Source organism: Prauserella marina (assembly GCF_002240355.1).
Taxonomy (GTDB): domain Bacteria; phylum Actinomycetota; class Actinomycetes; order Mycobacteriales; family Pseudonocardiaceae; genus Prauserella_A; species Prauserella_A marina.
This window is the reverse complement of the sequence record NZ_CP016353.1, coordinates 5,608,974-5,625,670: the sequence shown is the minus strand read 5'-3', so window position 1 is coordinate 5,625,670 and position 16,697 is coordinate 5,608,974. Positions and strand designations below refer to the sequence as shown.

Below are 16,697 nucleotides of genomic sequence, written 5' to 3'. Positions count from 1 at the left end.
CTTTCCGCGTGCTCAGACAAGCACGATGCCTTCGAGCACGCCGACGGCGCGCAGGTCGCGATACCAGCGTTCGACGGGGTGTTCCTTGACGAAGCCGTGCCCGCCGAGTAGCTGCACTCCCGCGTTGCCGATGCGCATTCCCTTGTCGGCGGCCAGTTTGCGAGCGAGGGCGACCTCCCTCGCGTAGGGCTTGCCCTGTTCGGCTCTCGCCGCCGCCCGCAACATGACGAGCCGCATGCCCTCCAGTTCGATCCCGATGTCGGCGACCTGGAACGCGACGCCCTGCCGGTGGCTGACCGGTTCTCCGAACGCCTCCCGCTCGTTGACGTAGGGAATGACGTAGTCGAGAACGGCCTTCGAGGTGCCGCAGGCCAGCGCGGCCCAGCCGAGGCGGGAGAGCCGGACGAGGTCGGCGAACACCTCCGGTTTCGCCTCGCCGAGCAGCGCGCTCGCGGGCAGTTCGACCTTGTCGAGCAGCAGCCGGGACGTCGCGGCGCCGCGCAGGCCCATCGCGGGTTCGCCTTCGCAGGTCAGCCCCGAACTGCCCGATTCGACGATGAACAGTGCGGGTCCCCTGCCTTCGAGGTCGGCGGAGACGATGAACAGTTCGGCTTGTGCCGCGCGGGGCACAAGCGACTTCACGCCGTCGAGCCGGTAACCGCGAGGAGTGCGTTTCGCGCGGAGACCGGGTCGGAACGGATCGAACAGCGCGACCGGTTCTTGTAGCGCGAGCGCGGCGGCTGGCACGTTCTCTCCGACGAAGGCGGGGAGGTAGGTGGCTTGCTGGTCTTCGTCGCCCCACTGCACGAGCGCCGTGCTCACCGCGGACGGCGCGAGCACGGCCACGGCCAGTCCGAGGTCGCCGTGCGCGAGCGCTTCGGCGACAAGCGCGTTGGTGACCACGGAACGTTCGGTGCCGACGCCGCCGAGTTCCTCCGGGATGCCCACGAGCGTCACACCGAGTTCGGTCGCCCGCCCGAGCAGGCCGTCGGGCGGCGCGAGTTTGGTGTCCGCCTCCGCCGCGGCGGGTCTGAGTTGCTCGGCAGCGAACTCGGTGACCGTCTCGGCGATGAGCTGCTGTTCCTCGGTGGGAGTGAGGTCGAAGAGCCCGGCGTCGGGAGCGGGGCCGAGCCGCGCGGGTTTGCCGAGCCGGGTCGCGGCGGTGAACCGGCGGTTGGCCGCACCGACGGCACGGAAGCCGTTGCGGGTCGCGGCCGAAACGAGGTTCCGCACAGGTTCGCGCAGTCCGGCGCGCTCGATGGTCTTGCTGCCCGCCAGCTTGGTGAGCGCCGCGAGGCCGATGCCCATCGCGTCGCGCTTCCTCTGTGGTGTTCTCCTGGCCACAGCTCTCCCCTTCGTTAACCTACTCGCGAGTAGGTTAACGCTTTCGTGGAGATGTCGCCAGAGGGGGCTCAGGCGATGTCGAGCACGTCGTTCAGCACGGAGGCCAGCTCGACGGTGAGGCCCGGTCTCGCGCTGACTCTCCTGGTGCGCGTGAGGTCGTTGGCGATGGTCAGCGCAGCGTGCACGGTGATCCTGGCTTCCTTGGCGTCGAGTTCGGGATGGACGACGGTGAGCAGCCTGACCCACTGGTCGACGTAGTCGCGCTGGATGCGAAGCAGGTCGGGGCGGTCGCGCTCGTCGATGTGGACCCTGTCGACGGAGAAGGACACGAGCAGGTCGGGAGGTCCGGTGAGCGTGCGCACATAGGACTCGGCGAGCCCGCGCAACGCGGTCCGTTCGTCGGCCGGGGCGCTCAGGTGCAGTGCGTACTCGGCGCCGATCGCGAGCCGGTCGCCCGCTCGCCTTCCGATCGCGGCCAGCAACGCCGCTTTGCTGGGGAAATGCCGGTACACGCTCGGGCCGGCGATACCGGCGGCCTTGCCGATGTCCTCCATGGAGACCGAGGGAAAGCCGTGCTTGCGGAACAGCTCAGCGGCCGAGGTGAGCAGCTGCTCGCGGCGCGACGGAGTGCCGAGCGTGGCCGGTGGGGCTTCGACTTCGCCGACCTCGACGGTCTCCCTTGGTGGCAGTCGTGCGTGCAGGACCCTGAGCGCGATGTCGACCAGCAGCGCGGCGAAGCGGCGCTTCGCGATGCTCGTCCTGTGCGCGGAGACACTGCCGAACACCGACAGTCCCGCCCAGCACAGCAGTTCGGCGTCGTCGGCGGCGAGATCCGGCCTCATCCGCATCAGCGTCTTGGTCCACATGGCCAGCATGGCCGTCGACCGGTTGCGGATGGCTCGCTGCGCTTCGGGGTCGAGGTGGCGGCCTTCCCAGCGCCACAGCGCGGCGACTTCCCTTCGCTCCACCGACTTGACGGCGAGTTGTTCGAGCAGCGTGTGGATGTGATCGGGAGTCGGCCGGTCGCCGGTGACGAGCGCGGTCTCCGTTGCCTGTTCCAGCTCGTCGAGGCCGGACAGTAATACGTGTCCCAGTATGGATCTCTTGTCCGCGAAATGGCGGTACAGTGCCGGACCGGTGATCCCGGCTTCCGCGGCGATGTCGTTGATGCCGACCCCGTGGTAGCCGCGCGCGCGGAACAGCTCCGACGCGACGGCGGCGAGCTGGCTCTTGCGGTCCCGAGGGCGTTTGTTCCTGGCGCTCTTGTCATCCATACGTGAACTCACTCTAGCCGACCTCGTGACGTTGGAAACCGATGCCGCGTGCTGGGTGGGGGTCTGTTCTTGCCCTGTTCCTGCTGATGTGCGTTGGCTGACGTGACGTGGAGCAACGTTGACATCGGCCCCACAACCGGGATTATGTTAGTAGAGATTAGCAAGAGGTCAGTCTCAGTTGGGCGAGGAAGGAACCTTGGAGTGAGTACAGAGGCGTTCATCTACGAGGCCATCCGCACGCCTCGTGGCAAGAACAAGGGCGGAGCCCTGCACGGGACCAAACCGATCGACCTCGTCGTCGGGCTGATCGACGAGCTCAAGGCACGTCACGCCGACCTCGACCCAGCGCTGATCGACGACATCGTGCTCGGGGTCGTCTCGCCCATCGGCGACCAGGGCGCGGACATCGCGCGGGCGGCGGCGATCGCGGGCGGGCTGCCGGACACGGTCGCCGGCGTCCAGCTCAACCGGTTCTGCGCATCGGGGCTCGAAGCGGTCAACCAGGCCGCGCAGAAGGTCAGGGCAGGCTGGGACAACCTGATCATCGGTGGCGGCGTCGAGTCGATGTCCCGGGTGCCGATGGGTTCCGACGGCGGCGCGATGTTCACCGACGTCACGACCAACTACGACAGCTACTTCGTGCCGCAGGGCATCGGCGCCGACTTGATCGCCACCATCGAGGGCTTCTCCCGCGAGGACGTCGACCGCTTCGCGGTGCGTTCGCAGGAGCTGGCCGAGCAGGCGTGGTCGGGTGGTTACTTCGCCAAGTCCGTCGTGCCGGTCAAGGACATGAACGGCGTGACCATTCTCGACCATGACGAGCACCGCAGGCCGGGCAGCAGCGTCGAGAAACTGGGTCAGCTCAAGGCTTCCTTCGAAGGCATCGGCGAGATGGGCGGCTTCGACGCCGTCGCGCTCCAGAAGTACCACTCCGTCGAGAAGATCAACCACGTGCACACCGGCGGCAACTCCTCCGGCATCGTCGACGGAGCAGCGCTCGTGCTCGTCGGCAACGAGGAGGTCGGCAAGACCATCGGGCTGGCCCCGAGGGCGCGCATCGTGGCGACCGCTGTCACCGGTGCCGACCCCACGATCATGCTCACCGGCCCGACTCCGGCGACGAGGAAGGTGCTCGACAAGGCCGGGCTCACGGTCGACGACATCGACCTTTTCGAGCTGAACGAGGCGTTCGCCTCCGTCGTGCTCAAGTGGATGAAGGACCTGAAGCTGCCCGAGGAGAAGGTCAACGTCAACGGAGGCGCCATCGCGATGGGGCACCCGCTCGGCGCGACCGGTGCCATGATCCTCGGCACGATGGTCGACGAGCTGGAGCGGCGCCAGGCGAGGCGGGCGCTTGTGACGTTGTGCATCGGCGGTGGCATGGGCCTCGCCACGATCATCGAGCGCGTGTGAGGACGACTACCACCATGACTGAATCCAAGACCATCCGCTGGGAACAGGACGACGACGGCATCGTCGTGCTGACACTCGACGACCCCAAGCAGTCGGCCAACACGATGAACGCCGACTATCGCGAGTCCATGGCGCACACCGTCGACCGGCTCGTCGCCGAGGTCGACTCGATCACCGGCGTCGTCCTCACCTCCGCGAAGAAGACCTTCTTCGCGGGCGGTGACCTCAACGACCTGATCAAGGCGACCCCGGCCGACGCGGAAAGCGTCACCGCGCTGGGCAACGAGCTGAAGGCACAGCTTCGCAGGCTGGAGACCTTCGGAAAGCCCGTCGTCGCGGCGATCAACGGCGCCGCGCTCGGCGGCGGCCTCGAAATCGCGCTTGCCTGCCATCACCGGATCGCGGCCGACGTGAAGGGCAGCGTCATCGGGTTGCCCGAGGTCACGCTCGGCCTGCTGCCGGGAGGCGGCGGCATCGTGCGCACCGTACGGCTGCTCGGGATCCAGAACGCCGTGCTGAACGTGCTCGTGCAGGGCCAGCGGCACAAGCCGGCCAAGGCGGCCGAAATCGGCATCGTGCACGAGCTGGTGTCCACTGTGGATGAACTCGTGCCGAGGGCGAAGGAGTGGATCAAGGCCAATCCCGAGGCTTCCGTTCAGCCGTGGGACGTCAAGGGCTTCAAGATTCCCGGTGGCACGCCGTCGAACCCGAGCTTCGCCTCGACGCTGCCCGCGTTCCCGGCTAACCTGCGCAAGCAGCTCAAGGGCGCGCCGATGCCCGCGCCGAGGGCCATCCTCGCCGCGGCCGTCGAGGGAGCGCAGGTCGACTTCGACACCGCTTCGCTGATCGAGACCCGTTACTTCACCAGCCTGGTGATCGGCCAGGTCGCGAAGAACATGACGAAGGCGTTCTTCTTCGACCTCCAGCACATCAACTCCGGCGGTTCAAGGCCGCAGGGGCCCGAGAAGTTCACCGCGAAGAAGGTTGGCGTGCTCGGCGCGGGAATGATGGGTGCGGCCATCGCCTACGTCAGCGCGAAAGCCGGTATCGAGGTCGTGCTGAAGGACGTCTCCCAGGAGGGTGCTGAGAAGGGCAAGGGATACGCGGCCAAGCTGGAGGAGAAGGCTCTCAAGCGCGGCAAGACGACGCAGGAGAAGTCGGCCGCGTTGCTCGATCGCATCACGCCGACCGCCGACCCCGCCGACTTCAAGGGCGTCGACTTCGTGATCGAGGCCGTCTTCGAGAGCCAGGAACTCAAGCACACCGTGTTCAGGGAGATCGAGGAGATCGTCAATCCCGACGCGGTTCTCGGCTCGAACACCTCCACGCTGCCGATCACCGGCCTCGCCGAGGGAGTCAAGCGGCAGGAGGACTTCATCGGCATCCACTTCTTCTCGCCGGTGGACAAGATGCCGCTCGTCGAGATCATCAGGGGTGAGAAGACCTCGGACGCGACATTGGCCAAGGTCTTCGACTACACGCTCCAGATCCGCAAGACCCCCATCGTCGTCAACGACAGCCGTGGTTTCTTCACCAGCAGGGTGATCGGCACGTTCATCAACGAGGCGGTCGCCGCGGTCGGCGAGGGCGTCGAGCCCGCGAGCATCGAGCAGGCAGGCTCTCAGGCCGGTTACCCCGCGCCCCCGTTGCAGTTGATGGACGAGCTGACGCTGACGTTGCCGCGCAAGATCCGGCAGGAGACGCGGGCTGCGGTGGAGGCGGCTGGTGGAACGTGGACGACCCACCCCGCCGAGGGCGTCATCGACAGGATGATCGACGAATTCGACCGCAAGGGCCGCTCTGGTGGTGCCGGGTTCTACGAGTACGACGAGAACGGCAAGCGCGCCGGCATCTGGCCCGGTCTTCGTGACGCGTTCGACTCGGGAAGCGCGGCGGTGCCGTTCGAGGACCTCAAGGAGCGGATGCTCTTCGCCGAGGCGCTCGAAACCGTCAAGTGCTTCGACGAGGGAGTGCTGACGTCGGTGGAGGACGCCAACATCGGGTCGATCTTCGGGATCGGATTCCCGCCGTGGACAGGTGGCGTCATCCAGTACATCAACCAGTACGAGGGCGGTCTCGCCGGATTCGTCGCTCGCGCTCGCGAGCTGGCCAAGCGGTACGGCGCGCACTTCGAGCCGCCACAGTCGCTTGTGGACAAAGCCGAGAAGGGCGAGATCTTCGAGTGATCGCCTGACGTGAGGGGCCGCCGGGCAGCAGCCCGGCGGCCTTTCTCACAGCATCAGCCTGTCGACGACGATCGCGGTCGCGTTGTCACCGCTGCCGAATGCGCGGGCCGTCGAGACGAGCGCCTTGGCCGTCTCTCCCGCCGCGACGCCATCGGCGAGCAGGGTCTTGACGTGCGCGAGGTCGAGGCTCTTGTGGACCCCGTCCGTGCTCAACAACAGCCGTCCAGCGCCGGCGCTGATCCTCGCCGTCCCGATGTCGGTTTCCTTCGCGGTACGGACGGAATCGGTCACCATGTGTTCCATCTTCGGCGAAGGGGTCACGCCGTGTGCTCGCCAGAACTCGGCGAGCGTGTGGTCGACGGTGATCTGGTGCAGCACGTTGCCGTTCCAGCGGTAGGCGCGGCAGTCGCCGACCCAGGCGATTTCGCAGACCTCGTCCTCGCCGCCGATCGGAGGGAAGACGGCGACGACGGCGACCGCGTCGGCCGCCGATTCCGGGAACTGGGCACGTAGTTCGCGCTGGGCCTTCAGTAGCGCACCCGCGGCGCCGTACCGGGTCGCGGCAGTCGCGGCCGTGCTCGCGGCCAGCCGTGCCGCCCTCGCGGCGAGAAGGTGATCGCCGACGCCGTCGGCCACGGCGAACGCCATTCGGTCCGTGCGTGGATCGGTGTGCGTCGCGACGGCATCCGCGTTGATTTCGCGCGGCCCCTTGTCGCTCGCGGCGTCCGACCGCGTGTGGATGGCCTGTGGAAGGTGCGGTGTAGTCAGCATCGCAGGATCTCCTCGCCGAGTTGGCCGATCCCCCGACGACCGGCCCACTACCCAGTTAACGCCCGAACCGCGTCACGAACTCCAAGAAAATCCTGTGAATAACAGGCGTTATGGTTCGGTGACCATGCACGCCGGGTCGTGCGCCGTGTACAGCGTGGAGAGCAGGGCGGCCAGCTGGCGTTGCTGCGCGGTGGTCAGCGGGTCGAGGAAGTCGGCCTCCGCCTCGCTCAGTCTCGTCAGTGCCTTCTCGACGACCTCGCTACCTTGGCTGCTGAGGCTGACGAGCTGCTTGCGGCGGTCGGTCTCGCTGCGTTCCCTTCTGGCGTAACCGAGTTTCTCCAGCCGGTCGATCACGGCGACCATCGTGGTGCGATCGAGCCCCGATTGCTCGGAGAGGTCGCGCTGAGACTGTGGGCCCGCGCACGCGAAGGCCATCACGCGCAGCTCGCGGCCCGAGATGTCCCATGCGCCCAGTTCCCGCTCGATGCTGCCCTTGACGACGTCGCCGAGCCGCAGCATCAGGTATCCGGTCGTCGAGGCGATCTGCCCGGCCGGGGTTTCCGTGCTCATGACTACCAATGTACGTCATCGCTCGGGATAATCAGGTAGCCTGATCGTCAGTAGAGCTGATTAAATGACTGGAGCCCGGCATGAGCAGTCCAGCAACCACGGCACGGACCGGAACAAACGGGACCGTGCTCGCGGGACGGATCGTCGCGATAGCCGTCGCCGTCCCCACCTTCGTGACGCTTTTCCTCAGGGACAACGTCACCATCGGCAACCTGTTCTTCGTCCCCGACGTGCTGTTGTGCGCGATTCTCGTCGTCGGCGCGTTCCTTCCCGCGCGCCGCGCCGGCGCCGTGCTCGCCTTCGGCTTCACCTTCGCGGCAGGGGTCATCACGACGGCGGTGTTCGACTACGTCGCGCGAGACAGCTTCGGTGAAGGACTGCCGACACTCGTCGTCGCGCTGGCCTGCCTCGTCATGGCGGTGCTGCTCATCGCGCGACTCACCGCGCCACGAGTCCGCCCTGCGGGCTGAAGTACCGTCAGAGCAGCGGAGGCACCATGGCTTCGATCAGGTGCGGGCCCGGCTCTGCGATCGCGGCGGCGAACTGCTCGGCCAGCTCCTCCGCCGTCGTCGCCCTCGTCGCGGGAACTCCCAGCCCCTCGGCGATGGAAACGAAGTTCAGGTCCGGTGTGGACAGATCCAGCAGGCTGTTCGCCTTGGGGCCAGAGCCTTCCGCGCCGACGCGCTGCAACTCCATTCGCAGGATCGCGTATGCCCTGTTGTTGAGGATCACCGTGGTGACGTCGAGGTTTTCGCGGGCCTGCGTCCACAGCGCCGAGATCGTGTAGAGCGCGCTCCCGTCGGATTCGAGGCTGATGACGGGCCGGTCGGGCGCGGCGATCGCGGCGCCGGTCGCGGCGGGGATGCCCTGCCCGATGGCGCCACCGGTGAGCGTCAGCACGTCGTGCCGGGGCGCGCCGGCCGTCGCGGCGGGCAGCAGCAGGCCCGACGTGTTGGCCTCGTCGGAGATGATCGCGTTCTCCGGAAGCAGCGCGCCGATCACGTCGACCCAGTTCTGCGCCGTCAGCTCACCGCTCGGCAGCTCGGGACGCCGGGGCTCGGCGAGCACGGGCTCGGTGTCAGGGGCCACCAGGTCGGCGAGTTGGCTGAGCGCGGCGACCACGTCGTCGGCTCCCTCGGCGAGCGTGTGCACTCCGGCGCCTTCGGGAACGAGGTCGCTTTCCTTGCCGGGATAGGCGAAGAAGGAAACCGGGGACTTCGTGCCCGCGATGATCACGTGCCGCACGCCGTCGAGCTGGTAGGCGACCTGTTCGGCGAGGTAGCCGAGCCGGTCGATGGCAGGAAGGCCCGCGCCCCGCTCCAGTTTTCTGGGGAAGGTCTCGATGAACGGGGTCGCACCGGTCGCGGTCGCGATCCTGCTCGCGGCACGCAGCCCAGCCTCGCGGCACGCGGCGCCGCCGATGAGCAGCGCGGTCGGCTCGCCGGTACCGAGCACTTCCGCGATGGCCTTGACCGTGGTGTCGGCTACCGGTTTCGGCGTGCGGCCTGGTACCGGCGCGCACACCACGCCGCCGTCGCTCCACGAGACGTCGGCGGGAAGGATCAGGGTGGCGACCCTGCCAGGCGCGTCCATCGCGGCCGCGACGGCGGCAGCGGCGTCGGCACCGACATCGGCGGAACTCTCGCTGCGGCGCACCCAGCCTTCGAGTGAACCGGCGACCGCCTCGATGTCGGACTCCAGCGGAGCGTCGTAGCGCTTGTGGTAGGTCGCGTGGTCACCGATCACATTGACGACTGGCGTGTTGGCCCTGCGCGCGTTGTGCAGGTTGGCGAGGCCGTTGCCGAGTCCGGGACCGAGGTGCAGCAGGGTCGCCGCCGGTTTTCCGGCGATGCGGGCGTAACCGTCGGCCGCGCCGGTGACGACGCCTTCGGCGAGCCCGAGCACCCCGCGCATCTCCGGCACCGTGTCCAGTGCGGCGACGAAGTGCATCTCCGAGGTGCCGGGGTTGGAGAAGCACACGTCGACACCCGCGTCGACGAGGGTGCGGATCAGGGACTGAGCGCCGTTCATCATGCTCCTTCTCACCGCGGGCCGCTGGCGTGGCCCCGCTGCCGTTGACTGGGCTATCCGAAGAGGACGCCTGGGTTCAGGATGCCCTTGGGATCGAATGCCTGCTTGATCCGGTGCATCAGTTCGATCTTGACAGGATCCTCCAGCTCGGTGAAGTACTCCAGCTTCGCGCGGCCGATGCCGTGTTCGCCGGAGATGGCCCCGCCCAGTTCCATGCCCACGGCGAAGATGTCGCGCAGCAGACTCGACCGCTTCTCCGGATCCTTCTGGAAGATGCCGAGGTGCACGTTGCCGTCGCCAGCGTGCCCGCAGCCGACGACCCCGGACTCGGTCTTGCCCGCGATTTCCCTTGCCCTCGCGAGGAATTCCGGCATCGTGGAGCGGGGGACGACGACGTCGATGACGTCGTCGGCACCGGCCGCCTTCGCCGTCCAGAACGCCTTTTCCCTCGCCTCGATCAGCTTCCGCGCCGAGCCGCCCTCAAGCACGTAGACGTCGGTCGCGCCGAGTCCGGTGAGCAGTTCGCCGAGCGCGGCGACGTCATCGGAAAGCCGCTGCGCTTCCTTGTTTTCCAATCCGACGACGAGATACGCCTGCGAGGCTTCGCGGACCTCGTCGGGGATGCCGAGCGAGAGTGAAGCGGTGTAGGTGATGGCGGCCATCGTGAGCGCGTCGATGTATTCGAGGATGTGCGGCGCGATGCCGCTTGAGACGACGGACGGCACGGCTGCCATCACGGTGTCGAGGTCGGTGAAGGGGGCGAGTACGGTGGCGCCGTTGCCGAGCCGGGGATGCAGTTTGACGGTCACCTCTGTGGCGAGCGCGAGCGTTCCCTCCGAGCCGATGATGAGCTGGGTGAGGTCGTAGCCGGTCGAGGTCTTCACGATCTTGCCGCCGGTGCGGATGATCTCGCCGGTGGGAAGGGCCGCCTGGAGGCCGAGCACGTTGTTGCGGGTGACGCCGTACTTCACGGCTCGCATGCCGCCCGCGTTGGTTCCGACGTTTCCGCCGACGCTCGCGCTCATCTCGCCGGGGTAGACGGTGTAGCCGAGGCCGCTTTCCGCGGTCAGTTCGTCCAATTCGGACAGTGTGACGCCAGGTTGAACGACGGCGACGTGGTTGGTGGTGTCGATCTCGATGACGGTGTTCATCCGCTCGAAGGAGATCAGGATGCCCTCGGCCGATGGCCTCGCGGCGGCGGACAGCCCGCTTCCCGAACCGCGCGCGGTGACCGGGATGCCGTGCTCGGTCGCGGTGGCCAGTATCGCGGCGACCTCGTCGGCCGTTGCCGGTTTGGCGACGTACCGGGGTTTCTGCCGCTCGCCGACGAGCGCTTCGTCGCCCGCGTACTCGTCGGGAATCGCCTCACCGGTCAGGAAATGTCGTTCGCCGACGATCTCGGCCAGCTTCTGCGCGACGTCACCTTCGGAGCCCATGGGCCAGCAGCCTAGTACGGCGATGGGAGCGAAGGCCATGAAAACTATTCACATATTAGAGGCGGAGCATTTTCGCCGGGGTGGGGCCGACCCGCGCCAACGTGACGGCCCCACCTGGCGTTACATCGTCATCCTCAGACGAGCCAGCCGAGGACGTGCGCCAGGTGCGCCAGCAGGCCGGTGATGATGTCGCCGCCGTACTGGGCGTGCATGGCGAAGAACTGCATTGAGGGGCTCCTTAACAGGAATTGGTTACACGGAAAACGTGCGCGCACTGCTGCTTTCGAAAGCAGAGTCAGGTTTTCAGCGTCGTGATGTGCCTGTCAAAGAGCCCTTCGAGGGCAGGATGGTTACCTGAAATCCTTTCAGGATAAACACGTAAGGCTTTCGTGTTTCCCGGCGGGGCTGGTGATCGCCCGCGCCGGTGACAATCGGTAGCCACCGGCGGGGCGATCACCCGGGGTGATCATGATCTTGATGCGATATTCGGGGTCAACGTTTCACGAACGAGTTAAAGCGTTGCCACGACTGGTGATTCCTTGATCAATACCCGGATGGGTGAGGTCAGGCCCTCGCGTAGCTCATGGTTTCGCCCTCGACGCCCCGCAGCCACAGGTCCTGTGCGGCCTCGGCCATCTCGGCGAGCCCTTCCTCGATCGTGGCGAAAACGTTGCCGGGCACCCATCCGGCGTCCCCGTTGATGAGCAGGTTGTTGCGCCCGTAGAAGATGGCGAGATCGGTGGCGCCCTGATCGCTGTGCGCCTCGCTGCCGTCGTCATAGCCGTAGGCGGGGTTGCCGATCTCCCATGCCTCGAAGCCGAAGTAGACGACATCACCGGGGATCGGCGTGATCGTCGGGTTCTCCCTTCCCGGCTTCGGCTGGGCGAACGGCGGAACCAAGGTGTAGATCTCGTTGCGGGCGTACTTGGCGTGGTAGGCGGAGCCGCTTTGCGGCAGCGCGTCCCACACCGCCTGACACGTCCTCGGTGCTTCCTCGTCGAGCAGCCGTGCTCGGCACGAGACACCACGCTTGTCGAGCGTGATGGTGATGTAACGGGCCACGTGGGTTCTCCTGTGCTGTGAAGGGCTGTGCGGCTACTTCGCGACGGTCTGGACGACGTCGGCCCAGATCTCGCGAGCCTCCTCGATCTGCTCCTCGGTGACGATGAGCGGCGGGATCATGCGCACGACGTTCATGTGGGCGCCACAGGTGAGCAGCAGCAGCCCGCGCTCGGCCGCGGCCTTCTGGGCCGCCTGCGCCGTCGCCGTGTCCGGCTTGCCCTCTGCCGTGGTGAACTCGGTGCCGATCAGCAGACCGAGACCGCGCACGTCGCCGATCGCCTCGGTCTTGTCGCCGATCGCCCTCGCGTGGTCGAGCAGTTGCCTTCCCCGCGCGGCCGCGTTCTCGACAAGGCCCTCGTCCCTGATGACGTCGAGGGTCGCCGCCGCGGCGGCGCAGGAAACCGCGTTGCCGCCGTAGGTTCCGCCCTGCGAGCCCGGCCACGCCTTGGCCATCAGCTCCTTCGAAGCCGCGATGCCGGAAAGCGGGAAGCCGGAGGCGAGTCCCTTCGCGATGAGCACCACGTCGGGCCGGACGTCGAAGTGATCGTGTCCCCAGAACTTGCCGGTACGGCCGAAGCCGGTTTGGATCTCGTCGAGCACGAGCAGGATGCCGTGTTCGTCGGCGCGTTCCCTCAGCCCCGCGAGGAATTCCGTGTTCGCAGGCACGTAGCCGCCTTCACCGAGCATCGGCTCGATGAAGAAGGCCGCCGTCTCCGAAGGCGAGGTCCGCGTCGCGAAGAGGTAGTCGAGCTCGCGCAACGCGAACTCGGTCGCGGTCTTCTCGTCCCAGCCATAGCGGTAGGCGAACGGGAACGGTGCGACGTGCACGCCGCCCATGAGCGGGGAGAAGCCCGCGCTGAACCGGGTGCCCGACGTCGTCATCGACGCGGCGGCGACGGTACGGCCGTGGAAGCCGCCCTCGAACACGACGATGTTCGGCCTTCCGGTGGCCTGCCTGCTCAGCCGCAGCGCGGCCTCGGCGGCCTCGCTGCCCGAGTTGGAGAAGAACAGCGAGTCGAGTCCCGGAGGAAGCACCTCGCCGAGCTTGGCCGTCAAGTCGAGCAGCGGCTTGTGCATCACGGTGGTGTACTGGCCGTGGATGAGCTTGCCGACCTGTTCCTGGGCCGCGGCAACGACCCGAGGGTGGCAATGTCCGGTGCTCGTCACGCCGATACCGGCTGTGAAGTCGAGGTAGCGCCTGCCGTCGGCGTCAAAAAGATAGACGCCCTCGCCGTGGTCGACGACGACCGGCGTGGCCTGCTTGAGGATGGGGGAGAGCTGGGCCATGACGGCGGTCTCCTTCAGGGCGTGGGTGGACCCCGGTGGGGTTGTAGATTGTCAACAATATTCGTAGCATGGCCGTCGTACCGGCGCAATCAGGGACTCAGGGAGCTTGGCACATGAGCACGGTCACCGAATCCGGTGTTGTCGACGCCGTCAACAAAGAGCTGCTCATCGGCGGCAAGTGGACGCAGGCGAAGGAAGGCAAGACCTTCCCCGTCCACGATCCCTCGACGGGAAAGGTGTTGTGCGAGGTCGCGAACGCCTCGAAGGAGGACGGGCTCGCGGCGCTGGACGCCGCGGTCGCCGTGCAGAACGAGTGGGCGGCGACGGCGCCTCGTGAGCGGGGCGAGATCCTGCGAAGGGCCTACGAGAAGCTGATGCAGCGGCAGGAGGAGCTTGCCCTGCTCATGACGCTGGAGATGGGCAAGCCACTCGCGGAAGCGCGGGGTGAGATCGCATACGCCGCCGAGTTCTTCCGCTGGTTCGCCGAGGAGGCCGTGCGCATCGAAGGCGGTTACGCCGTCGCGCCCAACGGCTCGGGCCGGTTCCTCATCGCCAAACAGCCGGTCGGACCCTCACTGCTGATCACGCCGTGGAACTTCCCGATGGCGATGGGTACCCGCAAGATCGGTCCGGCCGTGGCGGCCGGCTGCACGATGGTCATCAAGCCCGCCGCGCAGACGCCGCTCTCGATGCTGGCGCTCGCGCAGATCCTCGCCGATTCCGGACTGCCCGACGGTGTCCTCAACGTCGTCACGACGAAGAGTGCCGGCGGCGTCATGGAGCCGCTCATCAGGGACGGGCGCGCGCGCAAGCTGTCGTTCACGGGGTCGACCGCAGTCGGCCGCAAGCTACTGGAGCAGTGCGCCGACAAGGTCCTGCGCACGTCGATGGAACTCGGCGGCAACGCGCCGTTCCTCGTCTTCGACGACGCCGACGTCGACGCGGCGGTCGAGGGAGCCATGCAGGCCAAGATGCGCAACATCGGCGAGGCGTGCACGGCGGCCAACCGGTTCTACGTCCAGCGCGGGATCGCGGAGGAGTTCTCCCGCAAGCTCACCGAGCGGATGTCGGCGCTGCCCATCGGAAGGGGAACGGAGGACGGCGTCGTCGTCGGACCGCTCATCGACGAGGCCGCGATCCAGAAGGTGAGTGAACTCGTCGCCGACGCGGCACAGCGGGGGGCGAAGGTGCTCACCGGTGGTGCCACTGTGGACGGACCGGGAAACTTCTACCAGCCGACCGTGCTCACCGATGTTCCCGGCGCGGCGAGGATGGCGAGCGAGGAGATCTTCGGGCCCGTCGCGCCGATCGCGATCTTCGACACCGAGGACGAAGTCGTCGACAAGGCCAACGACACCGAATTCGGGCTCGTGAGCTACGTGTTCACCAGCGAGATCAAGCGCGCGATCCGGGTCAGCGAACGGCTTGACACCGGCATGGTCGGCCTCAACCAGGGCATCGTGTCCAACCCGGCGGCCCCGTTCGGCGGAGTCAAGCAGTCGGGTCTCGGCAGGGAAGGCGGAACCGTGGGGATCGACGAATTCCTTGAGACGAAGTACATCGCGGTGAGCCTGTGAGCGAGCGTAACTACCGTATAGCGTCCATACCCGGCGACGGAATCGGCGTCGACGTCCAGGTCGAGGCGAGGAAGGTACTCGACACCACCGCGGGCCGGTACGGCTTCGGTCTTGACTGGACGGAGTTCGACTGGAGCTGCGAGCGCTACACCCAGACCGGGACGATGATGCCGGAGGACGGCATCGAGCGGCTCTCGGCCTTCGATTCGATCTTGCTCGGCGCCGTCGGATTTCCCGGCGTACCCGACCACATTTCCTTGTGGGGCCTGCTGATTCCGGTGCGAAGGGCGTTCCTCCAGTACGTCAATCTCAGGCCGGTGAAGCTGTTGCCTGGAACCACCTCCGCGCTCGCGGGCAGGAGCGCGGCCGAACTGGAGATGGTCATCGTCAGGGAGAACTCCGAGGGCGAGTACTCCAAGCTCGGCGGCAGGCACAACGAGGGGCAGCCGGGCGAGTTCGTGTTGCAGGAGTCCGTTTTCACCAGGGTCGGGGTCGAGCGGATCATCAGGTACGCCTTCGAACTCGCGACGACGAGGACGGGAAGGGTGTGCTCGGCGACCAAGTCCAACGGCATCATCCACACGATGCCGTTCTGGGACGAGGTCTTCGCCGAGGTCGCCGCCGACTACCCGGGGGTCAGCAGCGAGCAGACGCACATCGACGCGCTCGCGGCGAGGATGGTGCAGCAGCCCGACCGGCTCGACGTCGTCGTGGGGTCCAATCTGTTCGGCGACATCCTCAGCGATCTCGCCGCGGCCGTCACGGGCGGGCTCGGCATGGCACCGTCTGGCAACATCAATCCCGAGGGCACGTATCCCTCGATGTTCGAGGCGGTGCACGGTAGTGCCCCGGACATCGCGGGCAAGGGCATCGCCAATCCGGTCGCACAGATTCTCGCGGCCGCGATGATGCTCGAACAGCTCGGTGAAAGCGAGGCAGCCCAGGCGATCAACGCCGCCGTCGAGAAGGTTCTCGGCGACGGCGCGGTCGCGACTCCCGACCTCGGCGGCAAGGCGACGACCGCGCAGCTCGGTTCCGCTATCGCCGGGGCGCTCGCGTAGCGGGCCTTTCGGATCCGCCCATGGAATTGCCGACCTTGACGATCAGCAAGGTCAGCAGGCACAGCGCGGTGGCGATCAGTGCACTCATGATCGCCACCGTGCCGTAGCCCTCTTCGCCCGGATCCAGGAACGGGTACGGATACCAGTGAATGATCGGCCCGCGAACCAGTGTGATCACCAGGTAGGCCGCTGGAAAAGCCAGCCAGCGCAGCGCCTGGCGCACCGAGATGTGTTCGCGTGGCGGGTCGAGTAGCCAGTCCACCGCGACGAGAAACGGGACGGCCACGTGGAAGACCCAGTTGGCGTAAGGCGGTGTCTGGGTGTCGATTCCGCTCAACAGCCCCGCGTACACGATTCCCGTCGTCACCATGTACAGCACGGAGGCACCCCTGACCGTGCCGGGAACCGGAACCAGCACTCCCGCCGCGAGGACGAGCGCGGCGAAGATGTTGGAGAGCACCGTGAAGTAGCCGAAATGGGTCGCCGCGTTGAACCGGGGCGACAGCTCTCCGATCACGGAGAACTCGGCGGAGAGCACCAGAAGGAAGCCGACGAATCGCAACAACACGAGCAGGTGGGACCTGAAGCTCGTCACGATGTCCAGGTAACCGCCCACCGTCTGGCTCGGCCAGCCGGATCGCGCTGGTTGGCCCGATCGCTTGACATGGCTGTCGTTTCGCGCGGA

Annotated in this window: 14 protein-coding genes; 5 read left to right on the top strand and 9 right to left on the bottom strand. The window is 67.0% G+C overall.

The annotated features are described in order from the left end of the window. Positions 1 to 12 precede the first annotated feature (12 nt). Positions 13 to 1,308, bottom strand: coding sequence for an acyl-CoA dehydrogenase family protein (locus BAY61_RS25960; protein WP_091806668.1), 1,296 nt, complete (start codon positions 1,306 to 1,308; stop codon positions 13 to 15). A gap of 104 nt (positions 1,309 to 1,412) precedes the next feature. Continuing rightward, positions 1,413 to 2,618, bottom strand: a complete 1,206-nt coding sequence (locus BAY61_RS25955; protein ID WP_091806670.1) for a TetR/AcrR family transcriptional regulator — start codon at positions 2,616 to 2,618, stop codon at positions 1,413 to 1,415. 201 nt (positions 2,619 to 2,819) lie between these two features. Between BAY61_RS25955 and BAY61_RS25950 the strand changes: the two genes are divergently transcribed. Beyond that, complete coding sequence (locus tag BAY61_RS25950) at positions 2,820 to 4,031, top strand: acetyl-CoA C-acetyltransferase (protein WP_091806672.1); 1,212 nt, start codon at positions 2,820 to 2,822, stop codon at positions 4,029 to 4,031. A gap of 14 nt (positions 4,032 to 4,045) precedes the next feature. Next, positions 4,046 to 6,217, top strand: a complete 2,172-nt coding sequence (locus BAY61_RS25945; protein WP_091806674.1) for a 3-hydroxyacyl-CoA dehydrogenase NAD-binding domain-containing protein — start codon at positions 4,046 to 4,048, stop codon at positions 6,215 to 6,217. A 45-nt stretch (positions 6,218 to 6,262) separates the two neighbouring features. Here BAY61_RS25945 and BAY61_RS25940 read toward each other — a convergent pair whose 3' ends face one another. Further along, entirely contained in the window at positions 6,263 to 6,988 is a 726-nt protein-coding gene (locus BAY61_RS25940) for a PP2C family protein-serine/threonine phosphatase (protein ID WP_091806677.1), read from the bottom strand. A 108-nt stretch (positions 6,989 to 7,096) separates the two neighbouring features. Continuing rightward, complete coding sequence (locus BAY61_RS25935) at positions 7,097 to 7,558, bottom strand: MarR family winged helix-turn-helix transcriptional regulator (protein ID WP_091806680.1); 462 nt, start codon at positions 7,556 to 7,558, stop codon at positions 7,097 to 7,099. Between the two features lie 80 nt (positions 7,559 to 7,638). Here BAY61_RS25935 and BAY61_RS25930 point away from each other — a divergent pair, with 80 nt between their 5' ends. Further along, on the top strand, positions 7,639 to 8,028 hold the full coding sequence (locus BAY61_RS25930) for a hypothetical protein (protein WP_091806682.1): 390 nt from the start codon (positions 7,639 to 7,641) through the stop codon (positions 8,026 to 8,028). Between the two features lie 7 nt (positions 8,029 to 8,035). On the opposite strand, the gene BAY61_RS25925 is transcribed toward BAY61_RS25930, so the two are convergent. The 4 genes from BAY61_RS25925 to BAY61_RS25910 all read right to left on the bottom strand — a co-directional run bounded on the left by BAY61_RS25925 (position 8,036) and on the right by BAY61_RS25910 (position 13,374). Next, entirely contained in the window at positions 8,036 to 9,589 is a 1,554-nt protein-coding gene (locus BAY61_RS25925) for an acetolactate synthase large subunit (protein WP_091806685.1), read from the bottom strand. 53 nt (positions 9,590 to 9,642) lie between these two features. Further along, entirely contained in the window at positions 9,643 to 11,025 is a 1,383-nt protein-coding gene (locus tag BAY61_RS25920; RefSeq protein ID WP_091806689.1) for an FAD-binding oxidoreductase, read from the bottom strand. A 564-nt stretch (positions 11,026 to 11,589) separates the two neighbouring features. Continuing rightward, on the bottom strand, positions 11,590 to 12,087 hold the full coding sequence (locus BAY61_RS25915) for a DUF3830 family protein (RefSeq protein WP_091806692.1): 498 nt from the start codon (positions 12,085 to 12,087) through the stop codon (positions 11,590 to 11,592). A gap of 33 nt (positions 12,088 to 12,120) precedes the next feature. Continuing rightward, the gene (locus BAY61_RS25910) at positions 12,121 to 13,374 is read right to left on the bottom strand and encodes an aspartate aminotransferase family protein (RefSeq protein WP_091806695.1); all 1,254 of its coding nucleotides are present in this window, start codon (positions 13,372 to 13,374) and stop codon (positions 12,121 to 12,123) included. 113 nt (positions 13,375 to 13,487) lie between these two features. Between BAY61_RS25910 and BAY61_RS25905 the strand changes: the two genes are divergently transcribed. Together BAY61_RS25905 and BAY61_RS25900 are read left to right on the top strand one after the other, a co-directional pair. Continuing rightward, positions 13,488 to 14,951: an NAD-dependent succinate-semialdehyde dehydrogenase gene (locus tag BAY61_RS25905; RefSeq protein ID WP_091806698.1), complete on the top strand. Its 1,464-nt coding sequence runs from the start codon at positions 13,488 to 13,490 to the stop codon at positions 14,949 to 14,951. Continuing rightward, the gene (locus BAY61_RS25900; RefSeq protein ID WP_091806700.1) at positions 14,948 to 16,012 is read left to right on the top strand and encodes a tartrate dehydrogenase; all 1,065 of its coding nucleotides are present in this window, start codon (positions 14,948 to 14,950) and stop codon (positions 16,010 to 16,012) included. The genes BAY61_RS25905 and BAY61_RS25900 overlap by 4 nt, the downstream gene beginning before the upstream one ends. On the opposite strand, the gene BAY61_RS25895 is transcribed toward BAY61_RS25900, so the two are convergent. Next, a complete protein-coding gene (locus BAY61_RS25895; protein WP_211323606.1) occupies positions 15,990 to 16,607 on the bottom strand; it encodes a Pr6Pr family membrane protein in 618 nt (205 codons plus the stop codon). The two genes, BAY61_RS25900 and BAY61_RS25895, sit on opposite strands and share 23 nt — an antisense overlap. Between the last annotated feature and the right edge of the window lie 90 nt (positions 16,608 to 16,697).

What these genes read in the sequence shown, in the direction of transcription:
- BAY61_RS25960 (WP_091806668.1), bottom strand. Translation starts at nt 1,308, where the DNA reads ATGGGCATCGGCCTCGCGGCGCTCACCAAGCTGGCGGGCAGCAAGACC.
- BAY61_RS25955 (WP_091806670.1), bottom strand. Translation starts at nt 2,618, where the DNA reads ATGGATGACAAGAGCGCCAGGAACAAACGCCCTCGGGACCGCAAGAGC.
- BAY61_RS25945 (WP_091806674.1), top strand. Translation starts at nt 4,046, where the DNA reads ATGACTGAATCCAAGACCATCCGCTGGGAACAGGACGACGACGGCATC.
- BAY61_RS25940 (WP_091806677.1), bottom strand. Translation starts at nt 6,988, where the DNA reads ATGCTGACTACACCGCACCTTCCACAGGCCATCCACACGCGGTCGGAC.
- BAY61_RS25935 (WP_091806680.1), bottom strand. Translation starts at nt 7,558, where the DNA reads ATGAGCACGGAAACCCCGGCCGGGCAGATCGCCTCGACGACCGGATAC.
- BAY61_RS25930 (WP_091806682.1), top strand. Translation starts at nt 7,639, where the DNA reads ATGAGCAGTCCAGCAACCACGGCACGGACCGGAACAAACGGGACCGTG.
- BAY61_RS25925 (WP_091806685.1), bottom strand. Translation starts at nt 9,589, where the DNA reads ATGAACGGCGCTCAGTCCCTGATCCGCACCCTCGTCGACGCGGGTGTC.
- BAY61_RS25920 (WP_091806689.1), bottom strand. Translation starts at nt 11,025, where the DNA reads ATGGGCTCCGAAGGTGACGTCGCGCAGAAGCTGGCCGAGATCGTCGGC.
- BAY61_RS25910 (WP_091806695.1), bottom strand. Translation starts at nt 13,374, where the DNA reads ATGGCCCAGCTCTCCCCCATCCTCAAGCAGGCCACGCCGGTCGTCGTC.
- BAY61_RS25905 (WP_091806698.1), top strand. Translation starts at nt 13,488, where the DNA reads ATGAGCACGGTCACCGAATCCGGTGTTGTCGACGCCGTCAACAAAGAG.